Origin of the sequence: Acinetobacter sp. YH12097, from assembly GCF_013419225.1 — a bacterium.
In the GTDB taxonomy this organism is placed as follows: Bacteria; Pseudomonadota; Gammaproteobacteria; order Pseudomonadales; family Moraxellaceae; genus Acinetobacter; species Acinetobacter amyesii.
Genome location: NZ_VPAN01000004.1, coordinates 55,472 through 70,747 on the forward strand (window position 1 = coordinate 55,472; position 15,276 = coordinate 70,747).

The following is a 15,276-nucleotide window of genomic DNA, read 5'->3' on the forward strand; positions in this document are numbered from 1 at the left end:
AGATTGGCTTTGTTACGAAAAAAATCTCTCCCTTCGCATAAAAAATATATTAAAAAACTAATTAATATATTTTTTTATTATTTTATTTAAATCTTTAGACTGACTAAACAAATAGCATTGGTAAAATAAATCATTACCTTTTTTGGGAGAAACATCATTTTTCACAAAAATTTCATTTTTATGATAATTCTTTACACGCTCATAAACATAATTATCTATTAGCTGAATTTCCTCAAATTCCAATCTTTCATTTTTCACAAACTCAAAACTATAATAAGAAAAATCTTTACCTGAAACCAAATCAGATTGATTATATTGCAAACATTTCATCAAAGTATAAGCTTTTAATGATTCAATATCAGATAAGGTTTTAGCCTGAACCTCAATTACATTAAAAATCAAAAAAAATAAAATAATATATCTCATTTTAATTCCCAAAAATCCACTTTTTGTGTTATGCCATTATTAACTTCAGTTGCAACCATCCAAAAATAATATACAGCTGATTCTGGATTATTTTGATCAATTGATGAGTAGAGCAATCCCCTACCATCTTCTCCTCCCTCCCATAACGTAAAATGACCAGTTGCATCACGCCATCCAGTTACTTCAAAAACAATAATTCCATTCTTATTTTTAATTTTTTCGATTATATTATTTCTTACAAAATCTAAACGGTGATCTAACTCTTCTGGCACATATGGGTTAATAGATGAAAGCTTTGGTAAAACTACTGATAGATCTGGATTTTTAAAAAGTGTATATAAATAAGCTTTTAAATCTCTGACACGTATCCAATAATTCTTTCCATCGTCACCAATAATTGTACCTCCTTTAGATGGTGCTCTCGGTAGTTGTACTCCTGATCGTATTAAGCCAGCACTCATTCTTAATGCACAAGTATTTGCATAGGCATCATTATTTATTTCTCTACCCAAAGCTTTCGAGATTTGCGGATACAAGGTTTCTTTCTGAATAGTATTGTTTGGATAGTTGACAGACATATCTGACCATCTTGGTCTATTAACTTTTAAGGGTTCTGATATAACACCGTCTACTTCTGCTTCGATAGCCATTTAAAGTAACTCTTCATTCAAAATTAATGATTTTTCATTTTTTAAAATATTTTTAATTTTTGCTGTACCATTTTTGATAGTTGCTTGAAATGCTAAAAATTCATTTTGATTACTAATTTTTTCATACACTGGATTTTTAACTTTTACAGTAACAGTTTCACCATCTGCATAATTTTCAGTTTCTATATGTAAATTGACATCAGTATAAAATCTTGAAGATTCTCCAATACGGTTTTCGTTTTCACCATAACTCCAATAAATTTTTTTAACTTTTTTCTTTAAAGTAAAATTTGTTAAATTTGGCAAAGTGAATAAATTATTGTGTGAACTTTGCCCAGCTAAAAATTGATGCTGCCCCGCCTTCACTTCAAACTTACCGCTAGTTGTCGATAATACACCCGCACTACTAATTTCAATCTGACTACCACCAGCAGTCAGCACGATTTTTTTGCTCGCTTTGATTTCAACCTTATCTTCAGTCGAAATAATTTGAATACCTTTTCGCGCAATCAAGTCTGCCCCATCACCTTGAGCTTGGATTTCAACTTTGCCTTTGCCTGCATACGCACGGAATCCCTCTTGTGCTGCAAATAGACTGATCTTGCTTTGTGCATGGGCAATTAAGGATTTTTGACTGCTGAGGTTGATGCTCTCGCCTGCACTTTGGCTGATCTGCCCATCTGCTGAAAGATGAATATCTTCCTGACTACTCACAGCAATTGAGTTTGGTGCAGATAAAATCATTAAGGCTTGTTTAAAGGCATCGGCTTTTTCTTTACTTCCTTTTTCGATTTGTCCAAGGAAGTTTTTTAAATTATCTAAGACTTCAAGTGGGTCAGTTTGTTGATTTTTCGCCACTTCACTTAAGGCTTTGCTACTGTTTAAGTTGGCTTCAATCTGTTCTTTCGCAGTTTGTGCATCGAGGTGCATTGCTGCTGCTTGTTGTTGTGGGTGTGTACTGACAAGTAGCCCTTGTCCTGCACGCACTGCGCCCCATTGATCCGTTCTTAGTTCAAAGCCTTCGCCTCGTCCTTCACTTTCTGCAGTTTCTTTCGGATGACTGAGGTTACCGAGGTTGAGCTGAGTTGCACCATGGGTGCTTTGTAATTGTGTCGAGATTTGTCCAGTCGTGTCATCAAAGCGTAGTTGTCCATAGCCTTCACCTTGGACTTCCTTACTTTTTATTCCAGCCAGTTTTTTGGTGTCTGGCAGTTTACCTTTACTATCAAATTGCGTCGGACTGCGCTGTGCTTCATGTATGCGCCCCACCACAAATGGTCGGTCGATATTACCGTCAAAGAAATCGATGACCACGATTTCATTAATGCGCGGTAAGAAGCGTGCACCATAGCCTTCGCCTGCCCATGGAGTCAGTACATCTACCCATGCAGAGTCCGTATCATTGTCATTGCTGCCTGCACCGCCATCATGGCTGTGGTCATCTCCACGGGTAAATAAGAAGCGGACTTTGATTCGTCCCCATTCATCCACATGTATTTCTTCACCGCTTGGACCAACGACTTTAGCACGTTGCGGATGGGTGCTTGGATGGTGTTCGAGTGGGTTATATTCAGGAACAGTCGAAATATTGCGGCGTTGTAATATGAGCTGATTGGCCTGACGCTCTGCCTGTTCATGGATGGGTTTAATATTCCACTGGCTTTGTTCAATCAGTTGATTGACCTGTTCAGTGAGATCTTTGGGTAAGTTATTTTGGTTATAGAATTTCTTTTCTGTGATTAAAAATTGTTTGTCTGCACCACTGTGTTGATCAATTTCAGGGTGTTCATTCAATTCAAACCAATACCCCACTTGTGTATCACGCACGGTCGATTGTGCATTAAATTTTTTCGATTGCAGCTCGTGATAGCGCGTTAGGTTTTGATTCAGTTTTTCAATTTGGCTATTGGATGAAGCCGTAGCTTGATCTTCGCCTTTTAAGTCTTGCATCCATGCAGGGCTGATATGCCATGCTTGCTCCAAACTTAAGCTGGCATTGTCTTGGCTTTGGCTATGCTGATGTTTGCTTTGAACTGAACCTGCACCTTCTTCTTGGCTCAGTCCATCGGCTTGCCAGCGCTGCACATGGACCGCAGTCGGTTGAATGCTACGCTCACCGATCAAGCTGGTGATGCTGTCTTGTTTTTCAGTGGCGCTAGAGCGATGAAAGCGGATGCTACGACGGCTGAGTGCTTGATATTGGCTATTGTCATCAATCAGGCGAAGTTTTTGTTTTTCAATTGGCGCTGAAGAATGCGGCACTTTCAGCTGCGCTTCATCAATGAGCCAGTTGATACCCTCACTGCGCCAAAGTCGGGTTAAAAAGTCATAATCGCTTTCATTCGACTGCATGATGAAAGGTCGAACGTCATAGTTTTGGCCTAAACCGCTTAGATCTAGCGTTAGACTGGCAGCAAAAAGCGGACTTTTGCTTTGCCATTCTTTAAAGAGAGTTTCACTGACATCGCGAACAGATTTGTTCATAAACACACGGCTGTTGCGGCGCTTATGCCATAGCGATGTTGCATCTTCTAAAGTGAGTTTATACAGCGTGAGTGAACCGTCACTCTGCCCTTGGGTCGCTTCGGTAATAATACCCGTGGTACGGAAGAGTTCACCCTGATCTGTCACTTGATCAACAGCGACCTGTGCGCCAATAAATTGTTTTAGTGGAATAAGGGCATTGGTAGATAGGCAAATCAAAGTCGCTTGTACGCCTTGGTTTAAGATATGCTCCCCATCAATACGTTGAATAAAAAGCTCGTCATTCAACGCAGGGTTGGAAAATTGCACATGAATGGCACGTTTTTGGGCGGATAAGCCTAATTTTTCAAGTATAAGAGCAATCGAATTTAACATTTTAAAAGTCTGTTTTTTAAACTTTGTATAATTATGCTGCGAATGATATAGGCTAGCCATCAGACTTGACCAGCCTATTTTATTAATAAAAATGTAACATCTTAATAATTATTATTTTTTACAATCTCTTAAATTAACCTTTCTGAACCAAATAATGGAATTCTTTATTTCCATTTTCATCAAGACGTTCTTCTTGAAGCAAAAGCTCATGCCCTAAATGCATACAAAATTTCGGAATATCCCAAAATGTCGAATTATCTGTTGCAAAAACCTCAACAATATCGCCCGATTTTGATTTACGAATGGCTTGATGCAACATCATCACAGGCTCAGGGCAACGTAAGCCACGGGTGTTTAATTGAATTGATGGGGGCACAGAAGGCTCAGACATAAGAAAACTCAGCATTAAAATCTAACGCTATTTTAGCATAATCCTGAAGACCGAATGTTAGCTTGAAAAATGCAGATGATAACGTCTTAAAATGACTTCATCGCTCATCATCTAGATCAACATTAACAATAGACAACTGTATTTTCTACGGTATGATAAAATCATCATTTATTAGATATTAAGAGTCTTTAGGAAAGATCATGCAAGAGGAATCCGGCCCGTCGTGGGGCATGCGCGGCTTACGTAAATGGCTGGGCACTGCACCAGAAACCCGTGACGAACTGTTGAAATTGGTACAAGATTCACGTCGCTTCTTAGAACCCGATACAGTTGCCATGCTCGAAGGGGTACTCGACTTACCTGCAACTAAAATCCGCGAGGTCATGACTCCCCGTACTGCGATGATCAGCTTACAAGAAGATGATGAGTTATTAGATATTTTGCATGTACTTGTTGAATCTGCACACTCACGTTTCCCTGTCTTTTCTTCAGACCAGCCAGACAATGTCGTCGGTATTCTCTTGGCCAAAGATTTGTTGCCATTTTTGACAGAACCGACCACCAAAGTCGATATTCGTGCATTAATGCGCCAACCCTTATTTGTACCTGAGAGCGCGCGTTCTGACCAAGTTTTACGTATGTTGAAAAATACCCAAACCCATATCGCTGTTGTGATTGATGAATATGGCACAACTTCAGGCTTAGTGACTTTAGAAGACATTCTTGAAGAAATTGTGGGTGAAATTGAAGATGAACACGACAAAGTTGATGAAGAAGCTCAATTTATCATTCCAGATGAAGACCCGTTAAGTGCAAATACATGGTTGGTTCAAGCACTTACACCAATTGAACACTTTAACAATCTTTTAGATGCTGATTTTTCAGATGATGAAGTAGAAACTGTGGGCGGCTTACTGCTACAAGAAATGGGCTTGGTCAGTGATTTACAAGGTCAAGTGATTGAACTTGAAAACTGGGAATTTACCATTTTGGAGGCAGATGCACGTACTATTCATCTGATCCGAGCTGTCCGTAAATGAGAACCTACTTTGATAAGCTGCTAAACCACTCACAACAAAAAAAACAGCTACCTTTCATCTATCCTTTGCTGATTGCATTATTTTCAGGTGCCATCTTCAGCTTGTCGCTGGCACCTTATCATTATTGGTGGTTGGCAATTTTATCTCCAGCCATTCTGTATGCCTGCCTAAGTCAACGTGCACCTAAACAATCGTTTTTCATTGGTCTAGCGTATGGCTTTGGCTTATGGTTTGTTGGGGCTTTTTGGCTCTATACCTCGATCCATGTCTATGGTGATACCAATTCAGCACTGAGTGTTTTGATGATTGCCATTATGGCGATTGTGATGGGGCTGTTTACCGCAGTTCAGAGTTGGCTCTACCGCCGCTTCTTTCCAGAAACCCCACTGACCTTTGCGCCACTGTGGGTGTTTTTCGAGTGGAGTAAAACTTGGGTCTTTACCGGTTTTCCATGGCTGTTTGCAGGTTATGCCTTTACTGAACGATTCCTCGATGGCTATGCGCCATTATTCGGGATCTTTGGGGTATCTTTTGCGGTCATTGTATTGGCCTGCGCCTTGGTTGAAATCCTGCGTAAACGCATCTTTTGGATTGTTCCATCTACCCTTGTTTTGCTCGGGGCATGGGGTGCAGCGCAACTGCAATTTGTTCAGCCTAAAAATGAAAAACCGCTGAGTGTTTCCTTAATTCAAGGCAATATTCCACAAGATTTAAAATGGTTAACAGAATACCAAGCTCAAACCTTAATGAAATATGCATCATTAAGTCGGACCGAATGGGGCCGTGATGTCATTGTTTGGCCTGAATCCTCCATTCCAATGTTCCAAACCGATATAGAGCCGTTTTTGGATGCGATGAAAGTCCAAGCCAATAAAACAGGAACGGCTTGGGTGACAGGTATTCCCTATTGGGACTTGGCAGAATCACAGCAAAACCAACACCCTATGTATTACAACACCATCATGGCTACTGGTGATGAATCTTCAGGTCTATACAAGAAGCAACGTCTAGTTCCCTTTGGTGAATACATTCCGCTTTCAGGGATGTTAAGTTGGGTACTGCCTGCCCTACAAAATGACCCGTCGATGAGTGGCTTTTCACGTGGTGCAAACAACCAAAAGCCTTTGAATGTTAAAGGTCATGATTTAGGTGCGGCGATTTGCTATGAAGTGGCTTATCCCAACTTAACCCGTCGTAATGCCAGTCAAAGTGACTACTTAGTGACTATTTCCAATGATGCATGGTTTACTGGAACAGCGAGCCCGCATCAGCACCTACAAATGGTTCAAATGCGTGCCAAAGAAAATGGCCGTTGGTTTATTCGTGCAACCAATACAGGTATTACCGCCTTTATTGATCATAATGGTCACATTGTGAAACAGGCACCGATGGATAAAGATGCAGTACTGCGTGGTGATTTACCTGCCATGCAAGGCGAAACGCTTTACACTCGCTTAAGTGATTGGCCTGTGTTGATTTTCTCATTCTTGCTATTGGTTCTCGGTTGGATTTATCGCCCGCGTAAAGTTGATATTTCTTTTAAATCACGCCGTTAATTCCGCTACAAAAGATCAAAAAACCGAGCTTTGGCTCGGTTTTTTATTGATAAACTTTCAACGTGCCAGCTCATCTTACTTTTTCAAAGCAACTTAGTGCCGAGGGGAATCTCTGCATCAGGCACACAAAGAGCAACATGCCCCTCTGCATTATGAAAACCTGTGACCAAACACTCTGACTGGATCGGCCCAATTTGTTTTTTTGGAAAATTCACGACGGCAACGACCAATTTTCCCACTAGATTTTCCGGCTGATACAGCTGTGTAATTTGTGCACTGGACTTTTTAATGCCCAGTTCCTCTCCAAAATCCACATGGAGAATGTACGCGGGTTTACGTGCTTGCTCAAAGACTTCAGCCTGTACAATTTTCCCCACACGTAATTCAACTTTCAAAAAATCTTGCCAATCAATCTGTTGCATTTTTCCCTCTTTTCTTCTCTTTGTTGTGCTTCATCTGACTATCTATGCATTATAAAAATTTGATTCAGGCTGACGATATGTGAAGCAGACATTCGATGCGTCAAAACGGACAAAGTAACGTCATCTTAGAACAAGTTTCACATTAATGTAGGCTAACTGTTCATTAGCACGAGACATAAAAAAACTGGAGCAAGCCCCAGTTTGGAAGGTTAATTTTGGGGTTATAACTGAGTAACTAAATAGGAAAGCATGGCAGCTAAAGACACCATTGGAATATATCGATAAAGACGAACAACCATTTGTTCGATGGCAGATGCATGTTCTTGTTTTAAATTTGCCACAGTCGCTTTTAATGCAGACCAAAAACTTAAAGCCAGTAATGAACTCATTAAGCTCATGGCAAAGAAGCCCACCATAATTTGGCTACTGCCCTCAGTGCTTTGCCATAAATACACAATGCCTTGACTGATCGGCAGAATACTTAAAATGAAAAGAACAGATTTCAGCATAGACCAATGAAATTGGTTAATTTCATCCGTTAATAATAATGCTTTCATACTATCCTCCATGGCTAAAAAAGTACCATAAAAGATATTATGCGCGGTTTTATTTAAATGAAAAGCCTATATTTATTCATATTTTGCGATTATTGTAATCAATAAAATTGGGAATAATTCTTATTATAAATATCACATATTTTATATTATGCAATTTAAAGTAAATTCAATAACTTAATATTAATTTTATAATTAAGATTTATTATCACTTCACTCAATATTGAAACATCCTATTAAGTGAAGTGATTAATTCCATTAAAACTGAATATATAATTATTCTCAGTTAGTGTTTATAGTAAATATCGGCATCATTTTCTTCACCGCCAGACTGACCATCCGCACCAAATGAATAAAGATCATAAGGACGGCCTTCAGAACCTGGAATCACATATTGAATGTCATTGTCCCAACTGTCTTTTGGATAGCCGCCTTTGATATAGCCACCCGGCAACCAGTTTTTAGCAGACTCTGGTTTGGTGACCAAAGCATTTAATCCGCCGTCTTGCATTGAAGGGAATTTACCATTGTCCATTTTGTATTGATCTAATGAGCCAGCGACACTTTTTAAAGTAATCGCCGTAGTATCGACTTTAGCTTTTTCACCACGGCCCATCACGTTCGGTACAATCAGCGCTGCCAAAACACCTAAAATGACAATGACCACCATCACTTCAATTAAAGTAAAACCTTGTTGCTTCATATTTTTTGTCTTCACTTGCATGTTACAAATCTCTGTTCACATCATTGTTCGAATGTTTTAAATCATATTATTCATATTCACGATTGGCAGCATCACAGCAATAACGATCACTAGTACAATGCTCGCCATAAATACCAACATCAGCGGCTCAAGTAACGCCAATAAAGTTGAAATTAAGGTCGTCACTTCTCGGTCTTGCATCGTCGACGCACGTTCGAGCATCCGATCTAATTCGCCTGAACTTTCACCACTTTTGATCATTTGTACCATCATCGGTGGGAAATAACCACTTCGCTCAAGCTGTGTTGCTAAATTACCACCTTCTGTTACTTTCTCTGCCGCAAGGTTGACCGAATCTCGAATCACCCAATTATTACTGACCGCTGCTCCAATTTTTAAAGCGTCGACCAAAGGCACACCAGACTTGGTTAAAATCGATAAAGTACTGGCAAAACGAGCGGCATTAATGCCTTTAGACAGTTTGGAAAATAACGGTAATTTCAAGGTCAAACGGTCAAAGGCATAATGTCCCGCTGCTGTTCTTAGGAATCGAACCAAGAGAAAAATCGAGACTACGCTACCGACCAATAAAAATGGCCAAGCCATTCGAATAAAATCACTGGCTTTCATTAAAGCGACCGTTATCCACGGTAAGGCATCTTTGCTTTGATCAAAGGTTTTAACAATATCTGGGACCACATAGGTCATGAGTCCCATCACAATACCGAAAGACATTAACATCAGGATGACCGGATAAATCATCGCACCCTGCACTTTCTTTTGCATGGCGAAGCGATTTTCGGTGTAATCGGCAAGTTGGTCGAGAATGAGATCGAGATGACCTGAACGCTCACCTGCTGCAATCGTGGCAATATACAGTTCAGGAAAGCGTCCCGCTTGTTGTAGTGCGTTGGCTAAAGAATGTCCTTCCAAAACTTTAGAACGCACCGACATCAACAGGTTTTGCACATGGGCTTTTTCGTTTTGTTTTCCCACAGCACGAATCGCTTCTTCTAATGGTATTGCAGCGGCAACCAAAACTGAAAGTTGGCGAGTCAATAAAGCCAAGTCATAGGCATTCAGCCCTTTTTGAAACCAGCGCTGCTGCGCGTGTTTGTCTTTTTGCTCTATCGGATCGACAGCAACTGGAATGAGTGACTGATCTCTGAGCTGTTGACGAATTTGACGCGCAGAATCACCCTCAAGTACACCCTTCTGCTGCTTCCCTGAAGCGTCTATGGCAGTAAACTGATATGCAGGCATTGTAATGCTCTAATTTTCCAAAATTTCTATCAGCGCAGTTGCGTCTGACCATCAAAATCATTCATATTCTTAGATATAAAATATGAGCTCACTCTAACACAACTCCTTTACGATCACGACGAAATTTAATCAGGAACTTATCCACGTTTTATGGCAAATTCAGCGAGCATTGCAACACCTATTTACCGCGTTCGAGTCGCCGTTCCGGTATATTTATACGACTGCTTCGATTACAGCTTAAACCAAGAGCAATACCAACAAGCTGAAGTAGGTGCACGCGTTGCTGTATCTTTTGGTCGGCAAAATTTGACCGGTATCATCGTGGAAAAAATTGCTCCCGATGCACCACTCGATTCAAGCTTTAAACTCAAGGCCATTACCGAACTTCTTGATGATCGTGCCATTTTAGATGAGAAAGTTTTAAATTTATTGACATGGTCTGCACAGTATTACCAATTTCCGATTGGTGAAGTGATGCAAAGTGCCCTTCCGACGCTGTTACGCCAAGGAAAGCCCTATAATTTATTGGCACGGACATGGAATCTGATTGACCATAATGCTGAAGCCAAAATTAAACGTTCAGAGCGTCAACAAGAGGCGTATAAAATACTAAAATTACATCCCACAGGCACAGGTGAAAATCTTTTAAATTTGTCAGGTGTGGAAACCGCGACACTCAAAGCATTAGAGAAAAAAGGTATCTGCCAATGTGTCTTGGCGGAACAGGACTTTAGCCCGATGCCCATGAGCATGGCGCAAATGCCACTCACTGCAAATCCTGAGCAAAAGAAAGCCATTGATCGGGTGTTAAAGGCGCGTAATCAATATCAGGCATTTTTACTTGATGGTCTGACCGGCAGCGGTAAAACCGAAGTCTATTTACAAATCATGCAAGAGGTTCTTAAGCAAGGCAAACAGGTCTTGGTTTTGGTACCTGAAATTGGACTCACCCCACAGACCATTAGCCGTTTCCAATCACGTTTTCATTGCAATATTGCCCTACTACATTCGGGTTTGAACGATTCAAAACGTATGCAAGCTTGGCAAGCGGCGCAAACGGGCAAGGCGTCTATTATCTTAGGCACGCGTTCTGCGATTTATACCCCACTGCCGAATCTAGGTTTAATTGTGATTGATGAAGAGCATGATCTGTCCTTTAAACAACAAGAAGGCTTTCGCTATCACGCTCGGGATGTCGCACTTTACCGTGGGCATCTGGAACAATGCCCTGTCATTTTAGGTTCTGCCACGCCTAGTATCGAGTGCTATGCACTGGCGAAACAAGGCAAAATGACCGTACTGGAATTGAACCAACGTGCGGGCACTGCGGTCATGCCGAAAATGCACATCCTTGATCTGAAAGTGGCACAGAAACAGCATGGAATCAGCCAATTATTAATTGGTGAAATCCGTAAGCGCCTTGAAAAAAAAGAACAAGTGTTAGTGTTCTTAAACCGTCGTGGATATGCCCCGGTTTTAATTTGTGAAAGCTGTGCATGGCAGGCCAAATGTCCGCACTGTGATGCCAATTTCACGGTACACCGCACACCCTATCAACACCTACATTGTCACCACTGCGGCACCATTCACCGTATGCCAGAGCATTGTCCACAGTGTAATCACCAAGAACTGAAATCCGTGGGTATGGGTACAGCGAAGGTTGAAGAAAGCCTAAATGAGCTATTTCCGCAGCATGACGTTATACGGGTCGATCGTGATTCCACCAGTCGAGTCGGCAGTTGGCAAAAAATCTATGACAAGATTCAAAAAAGCGAACCTGCCATTTTACTCGGTACACAAATGCTGGCCAAAGGACATCATTTCCCTTACGTCACCTTGGTGGCGATTTTAGATATCGATTCAGGTCTACTGAGTGTGGACTTCCGTGCCATCGAGCGTACTGCACAGCTCATTGTACAAGTCACTGGGCGTGCCGGCCGTGGTGAACGTAAAGGCGATGTGTTTTTACAAACCCTAAGACCCGACCATCCGCTTTTGAATATCTTGGTCAATGAGGACTATCGAAAATTTGCCAAAGAAACCATGAAAGAACGGGAAATGGCACAAATGCCACCGTTTCGCTATGCCGCATTGGTGCGCTGTGAGTCCAAAAACCAAGAACTCAATACTGAATTTTTACAGCAACATGCCCAATTGCTGCGTCAGGACTCTGCTGGAATTATTGACATTTGGGGGCCGATTCCTGCCCCGATGGAGCGCAAAGCCGGACGTTATCAATCCCACATGGTTTTACTGTCTACAGATCGTGCGCGCTTACATTATTATCTGCGTTATTGGTGGCAAAACATCTTGCATAACAAGCCATCAAATATGAAATTGAGCCTCGATATAGACCCACAGGAACTCAGTTAAACGCGTACAATTCAGTCTGAAAAATCAGTCATACTGAATTGCAACTTTCGACCAAAAATACCACTCTAGGACGAGTAAATGTCACTACTGTTACAGATCACAATTTTCCTTGGCGCATCCTTATTGCTTGTCCCTTTGCTCAAGCGCTTTGGTATTGCAACGGTTTTGGGATATCTGTTCACTGGTATTTTGCTCGGCCCCGATGTCTTTAACATTGCCAGTGATCCCGAAGCGATCCAAGAGCTCGCTGAGTTTGGCGTGATCTTACTGATGTTCCTGATCGGCCTCGAACTGCGTCCACAGCGGCTATGGAGTATGCGTAGTTCTATTTTCGGCATGGGCAGTTTACAAGTCGGTCTGACCGGTCTGCTTTTAGCGCTAGGCAGTTTTTTTGCCTTACAACAAGGCATTGCAGCCAGTATCGTTATCGGTTTCGCTCTCGCTCTTTCTTCTACTGCCTTTGTCTTGCAGATGCTGAGTGAAAAACAGCAATTAAACACCACCTATGGGCAACAATCCTTTTCGATTTTGCTGTTTCAAGATATGGCCGCAATTCCCCTGATTGCAGTCATCCCCCTGCTCGCAGGAACAGAATCATCACATCACGGAATCGCCTATTTCGCTGCAATCATTGCAACTTTTTCAGGCTTATTTTTATTTAGTCGATACTTAATGCGGCCTTTTTTCCGTTTCGTCGCGAAAAGTGGCGCGCATGAACTGATCACTGCTGTTGGCTTATTTATTGTGCTGGGTGTCGTGGTGTTGATGGATGTACTGGGCATCAGTACCACACTCGGAGCATTTCTGACGGGCGTGCTATTGGCAGACTCGGAATTCCGCCATGAACTCGAAGCCAGTATTGCTCCGTTTAAAGGGCTTTTACTTGGGCTGTTCTTTATGACCGTGGGAATGACCACGGAACTGTCATTATTCGTTGAAATGCCGTGGTTCATTATCGGTGGTGCGTTGGCACTGATGCTCATCAAAATGGCGTCACTTACCGCGATTGCGCGTTATCTTAAAAATACATGGCGCAACAGTATTTTACTGGCAACCTGTTTGGCTCAAGGCGGTGAATTTGCCTTTGTGGTCTTTAGCGTGGCGAAAAGTGAAAATGTCGTACAGCAGGCCATTTTGGAGCCATTAACCCTCATCGTCACTTTGTCGATGGTGTTGACCCCTATGTTGTACTGGTTAATACAATCACAAATTTTGCCACGTTTTAATCCAAAAACCATCCCCGAATATGACGACATTCCGGATGAACATAATCCTGTGATTATTGCGGGCTTTGGACGTTTTGGACAAATCATTGCTCGTGTGGCGCATTTACAGCATTTGTCTTTTACCGCTATTGATAGCAACTTAGACAAAGTCGATTTCGTACGTAATTATGGTGGTCATCTGTATTATGGCGATGCCACACAACCAGATATTTTACGCGCTGCGTGCATTGAACATGCCAAAGTGTTCGTCCTTGCTATTGATGATATTGAAGACTCGATGAATGTGGCGCGTCATATTCGCCTGAATTACCCTCAGTTAAAATTATTGGTCCGTGCGCGTGACCGTCATCAAGTGCATTTGCTGCGTGATTTGGGGATTGAGCATATTTGGCGTGAAACCTATTTATCCTCTTTAGGAATGGCCTATCACATGTTGTGTGACTTAGGCATCAGCGATGAAGATGCCTATAAAAGTATCGAGTTGTTCCGTGATTATGATGAAAAACTGCTGACTCAACAGCAGCAAATCTATACCGATGAACAAAAGATTTATGAAACGCATCGTAACGCTTTAGCTGAACTGGAACATTTGTTTGAAAGTGATGCGCAAGCCCGTGAAAAACCTACAGGTGTTGATTTACAACGCAGCTTACAACGTCATCGTATTGATGTCACAAGAGATGATAATGAATGACTTGTGTTTTACAATATCGTCACCATTAAAGCAGGGTTATGGAGAATTTTATGTCAGATTTACGCCAACGCTTTTTTATTGAAGATAGCCCTGTTCGTGGAGAAGTGGTTCATCTTGAAGAAGCCCTACAAACGATTCTTGCACAGCGTGACTATGCACCTGCTGTACAAATTCTCTTGGGTGAAATGCTCAGCGCGACTGCCTTGTTGGCCAGTACCTTAAAAATTAAAGGTCGTATTAGCTTACAAATTCAAGCAGCAGGCACATTTAAATGGGCAATGGCGGAATGTAATCATCTCGGTGAAGTTCGCGCACTTGCAGATTATGAAGAAGACCCGCACTTTCAAGCCGCTGAAGACAGCAGCACGGTACTCAAAGCCTTGGTTAACCCTGTGCTTTTCATTAATATCGAGCCTGAATTTGGTGAGCGTTATCAAGGGATTGTACCTTTAGACAAACCGACTTTAGCGGGTTGCTTGATGCAATATTATGATTTATCTGCACAAATCCCAACACGTATCGTCTTAGCAAGCAGCAACAGTCGTTCAGGTGGTTTACTGATTCAGTTATTACCTCGGAATAGCGAAGAAGAACAACGCCGAGTTGATGAAGATCTATGGCCACGTTTAACCATGCTGACCGAGACATTAAAAGCAGAAGAGTTAACGTCTTTATCTGCAAACGAAATTTTATATCGTTTATATAACGAAGAAGAAGTTCGTCTACCTGAAACTGAAGCCTTAAAATTTGGCTGCACGTGTTCAAAAGAACGCTGTGCAACAGCACTTGAACAAATTGGTGTTGCTGCAGTTCGTGAAACTCTAGAGTTTCAAAACCCAATTGAAATGGACTGCCAATTCTGTAATACAAAATATACTTTTACGGCAGAAGAAGCTTTATCCCTTTTTGGTCAACACCTCAGCTAAATCATTGCATGATTAAAAGCCTAAATCTAAGCATCCCTCGGGGTGCTTTTTTATTGTCCCCGCAAAATTGAGACCAGCTACTTTCTTGCGCTTAGTCGAATGGGTTCGAACTATAAAGCATCAACATGATCAGCTGTATTTGCGATCAATTTTTTTTCGAGTAGAATCGCGCCAGAAATAAAGTCAAAAAAAC

At 41.5% G+C, this 15,276-nt stretch carries 13 protein-coding genes; 5 read left to right on the top strand and 8 right to left on the bottom strand.

The annotated features are described in order from the left end of the window. Nucleotides 1-57 precede the first annotated feature (57 nt). From FTU37_RS03285 to tusA, 4 genes are all read right to left on the bottom strand, one after another. Nucleotides 58-426: a hypothetical protein gene (locus tag FTU37_RS03285; protein ID WP_168377953.1), complete on the bottom strand. Its 369-nt coding sequence runs from the start codon at nucleotides 424-426 to the stop codon at nucleotides 58-60. After that, a complete protein-coding gene (locus tag FTU37_RS03290) occupies nucleotides 423-1,076 on the bottom strand; it encodes a type VI secretion system amidase effector protein Tae4 (RefSeq protein WP_168377954.1) in 654 nt (217 codons plus the stop codon). The genes FTU37_RS03285 and FTU37_RS03290 overlap by 4 nt, the downstream gene beginning before the upstream one ends. Continuing rightward, the gene (locus FTU37_RS03295; RefSeq protein WP_168377955.1) at nucleotides 1,077-3,935 is read right to left on the bottom strand and encodes a type VI secretion system Vgr family protein; all 2,859 of its coding nucleotides are present in this window, start codon (nucleotides 3,933-3,935) and stop codon (nucleotides 1,077-1,079) included. It lies immediately after the preceding gene. 133 nt (nucleotides 3,936-4,068) lie between these two features. Further along, nucleotides 4,069-4,326 (bottom strand): sulfurtransferase TusA, encoded by a 258-nt coding sequence (tusA, locus tag FTU37_RS03300; RefSeq protein WP_168377956.1) that lies wholly within the window; start codon nucleotides 4,324-4,326, stop codon nucleotides 4,069-4,071. Between the two features lie 200 nt (nucleotides 4,327-4,526). Between tusA and FTU37_RS03305 the strand changes: the two genes are divergently transcribed. Beyond that, on the top strand, nucleotides 4,527-5,366 hold the full coding sequence (locus tag FTU37_RS03305; protein WP_078189781.1) for an HlyC/CorC family transporter: 840 nt from the start codon (nucleotides 4,527-4,529) through the stop codon (nucleotides 5,364-5,366). After that, nucleotides 5,363-6,922 (top strand): apolipoprotein N-acyltransferase, encoded by a 1,560-nt coding sequence (lnt, locus tag FTU37_RS03310; protein WP_168377957.1) that lies wholly within the window; start codon nucleotides 5,363-5,365, stop codon nucleotides 6,920-6,922. The genes FTU37_RS03305 and lnt overlap by 4 nt, the downstream gene beginning before the upstream one ends. An 83-nt stretch (nucleotides 6,923-7,005) precedes the next feature. Here the strand turns inward: lnt and FTU37_RS03315 are convergent, their stop codons facing one another. The 4 genes from FTU37_RS03315 to gspF all read right to left on the bottom strand — a co-directional run bounded on the left by FTU37_RS03315 (nucleotide 7,006) and on the right by gspF (nucleotide 9,864). Beyond that, on the bottom strand, nucleotides 7,006-7,344 hold the full coding sequence (locus FTU37_RS03315) for a tRNA-binding protein (RefSeq protein WP_111885638.1): 339 nt from the start codon (nucleotides 7,342-7,344) through the stop codon (nucleotides 7,006-7,008). A gap of 221 nt (nucleotides 7,345-7,565) precedes the next feature. Next, on the bottom strand, nucleotides 7,566-7,901 hold the full coding sequence (locus tag FTU37_RS03320) for a hypothetical protein (RefSeq protein WP_168377958.1): 336 nt from the start codon (nucleotides 7,899-7,901) through the stop codon (nucleotides 7,566-7,568). 283 nt (nucleotides 7,902-8,184) lie between these two features. Continuing rightward, nucleotides 8,185-8,622: a type II secretion system major pseudopilin GspG gene (gene gspG, locus FTU37_RS03325; protein WP_078189784.1), complete on the bottom strand. Its 438-nt coding sequence runs from the start codon at nucleotides 8,620-8,622 to the stop codon at nucleotides 8,185-8,187. Nucleotides 8,623-8,658: 36 nt separating this feature from the next. Next, nucleotides 8,659-9,864 (bottom strand): type II secretion system inner membrane protein GspF, encoded by a 1,206-nt coding sequence (gene gspF, locus FTU37_RS03330; protein WP_168377959.1) that lies wholly within the window; start codon nucleotides 9,862-9,864, stop codon nucleotides 8,659-8,661. Nucleotides 9,865-10,014: 150 nt separating this feature from the next. Here gspF and FTU37_RS03335 point away from each other — a divergent pair, with 150 nt between their 5' ends. The 3 genes from FTU37_RS03335 to hslO all read left to right on the top strand — a co-directional run bounded on the left by FTU37_RS03335 (nucleotide 10,015) and on the right by hslO (nucleotide 15,083). Further along, on the top strand, nucleotides 10,015-12,237 hold the full coding sequence (locus FTU37_RS03335) for a primosomal protein N' (protein WP_168377960.1): 2,223 nt from the start codon (nucleotides 10,015-10,017) through the stop codon (nucleotides 12,235-12,237). A 78-nt stretch (nucleotides 12,238-12,315) separates the two neighbouring features. Further along, nucleotides 12,316-14,157, top strand: a complete 1,842-nt coding sequence (locus FTU37_RS03340; protein WP_168377961.1) for a monovalent cation:proton antiporter-2 (CPA2) family protein — start codon at nucleotides 12,316-12,318, stop codon at nucleotides 14,155-14,157. A gap of 50 nt (nucleotides 14,158-14,207) precedes the next feature. Next, on the top strand, nucleotides 14,208-15,083 hold the full coding sequence (hslO, locus tag FTU37_RS03345) for an Hsp33 family molecular chaperone HslO (RefSeq protein WP_168377962.1): 876 nt from the start codon (nucleotides 14,208-14,210) through the stop codon (nucleotides 15,081-15,083). Nucleotides 15,084-15,276 lie beyond the last annotated feature (193 nt).

What these genes read in the sequence shown, in the direction of transcription:
- FTU37_RS03315 (WP_111885638.1), bottom strand. Translation starts at nt 7,344, where the DNA reads ATGCAACAGATTGATTGGCAAGATTTTTTGAAAGTTGAATTACGTGTG.
- FTU37_RS03335 (WP_168377960.1), top strand. Translation starts at nt 10,015, where the DNA reads ATGGCAAATTCAGCGAGCATTGCAACACCTATTTACCGCGTTCGAGTC.
- hslO (WP_168377962.1), top strand. Translation starts at nt 14,208, where the DNA reads ATGTCAGATTTACGCCAACGCTTTTTTATTGAAGATAGCCCTGTTCGT.
- FTU37_RS03305 (WP_078189781.1), top strand. Translation starts at nt 4,527, where the DNA reads ATGCAAGAGGAATCCGGCCCGTCGTGGGGCATGCGCGGCTTACGTAAA.
- FTU37_RS03295 (WP_168377955.1), bottom strand. Translation starts at nt 3,935, where the DNA reads ATGTTAAATTCGATTGCTCTTATACTTGAAAAATTAGGCTTATCCGCC.
- lnt (WP_168377957.1), top strand. Translation starts at nt 5,363, where the DNA reads ATGAGAACCTACTTTGATAAGCTGCTAAACCACTCACAACAAAAAAAA.
- FTU37_RS03290 (WP_168377954.1), bottom strand. Translation starts at nt 1,076, where the DNA reads ATGGCTATCGAAGCAGAAGTAGACGGTGTTATATCAGAACCCTTAAAA.
- gspF (WP_168377959.1), bottom strand. Translation starts at nt 9,864, where the DNA reads ATGCCTGCATATCAGTTTACTGCCATAGACGCTTCAGGGAAGCAGCAG.
- gspG (WP_078189784.1), bottom strand. Translation starts at nt 8,622, where the DNA reads ATGCAAGTGAAGACAAAAAATATGAAGCAACAAGGTTTTACTTTAATT.
- FTU37_RS03320 (WP_168377958.1), bottom strand. Translation starts at nt 7,901, where the DNA reads ATGAAAGCATTATTATTAACGGATGAAATTAACCAATTTCATTGGTCT.
- tusA (WP_168377956.1), bottom strand. Translation starts at nt 4,326, where the DNA reads ATGTCTGAGCCTTCTGTGCCCCCATCAATTCAATTAAACACCCGTGGC.
- FTU37_RS03285 (WP_168377953.1), bottom strand. Translation starts at nt 426, where the DNA reads ATGAGATATATTATTTTATTTTTTTTGATTTTTAATGTAATTGAGGTT.
- FTU37_RS03340 (WP_168377961.1), top strand. Translation starts at nt 12,316, where the DNA reads ATGTCACTACTGTTACAGATCACAATTTTCCTTGGCGCATCCTTATTG.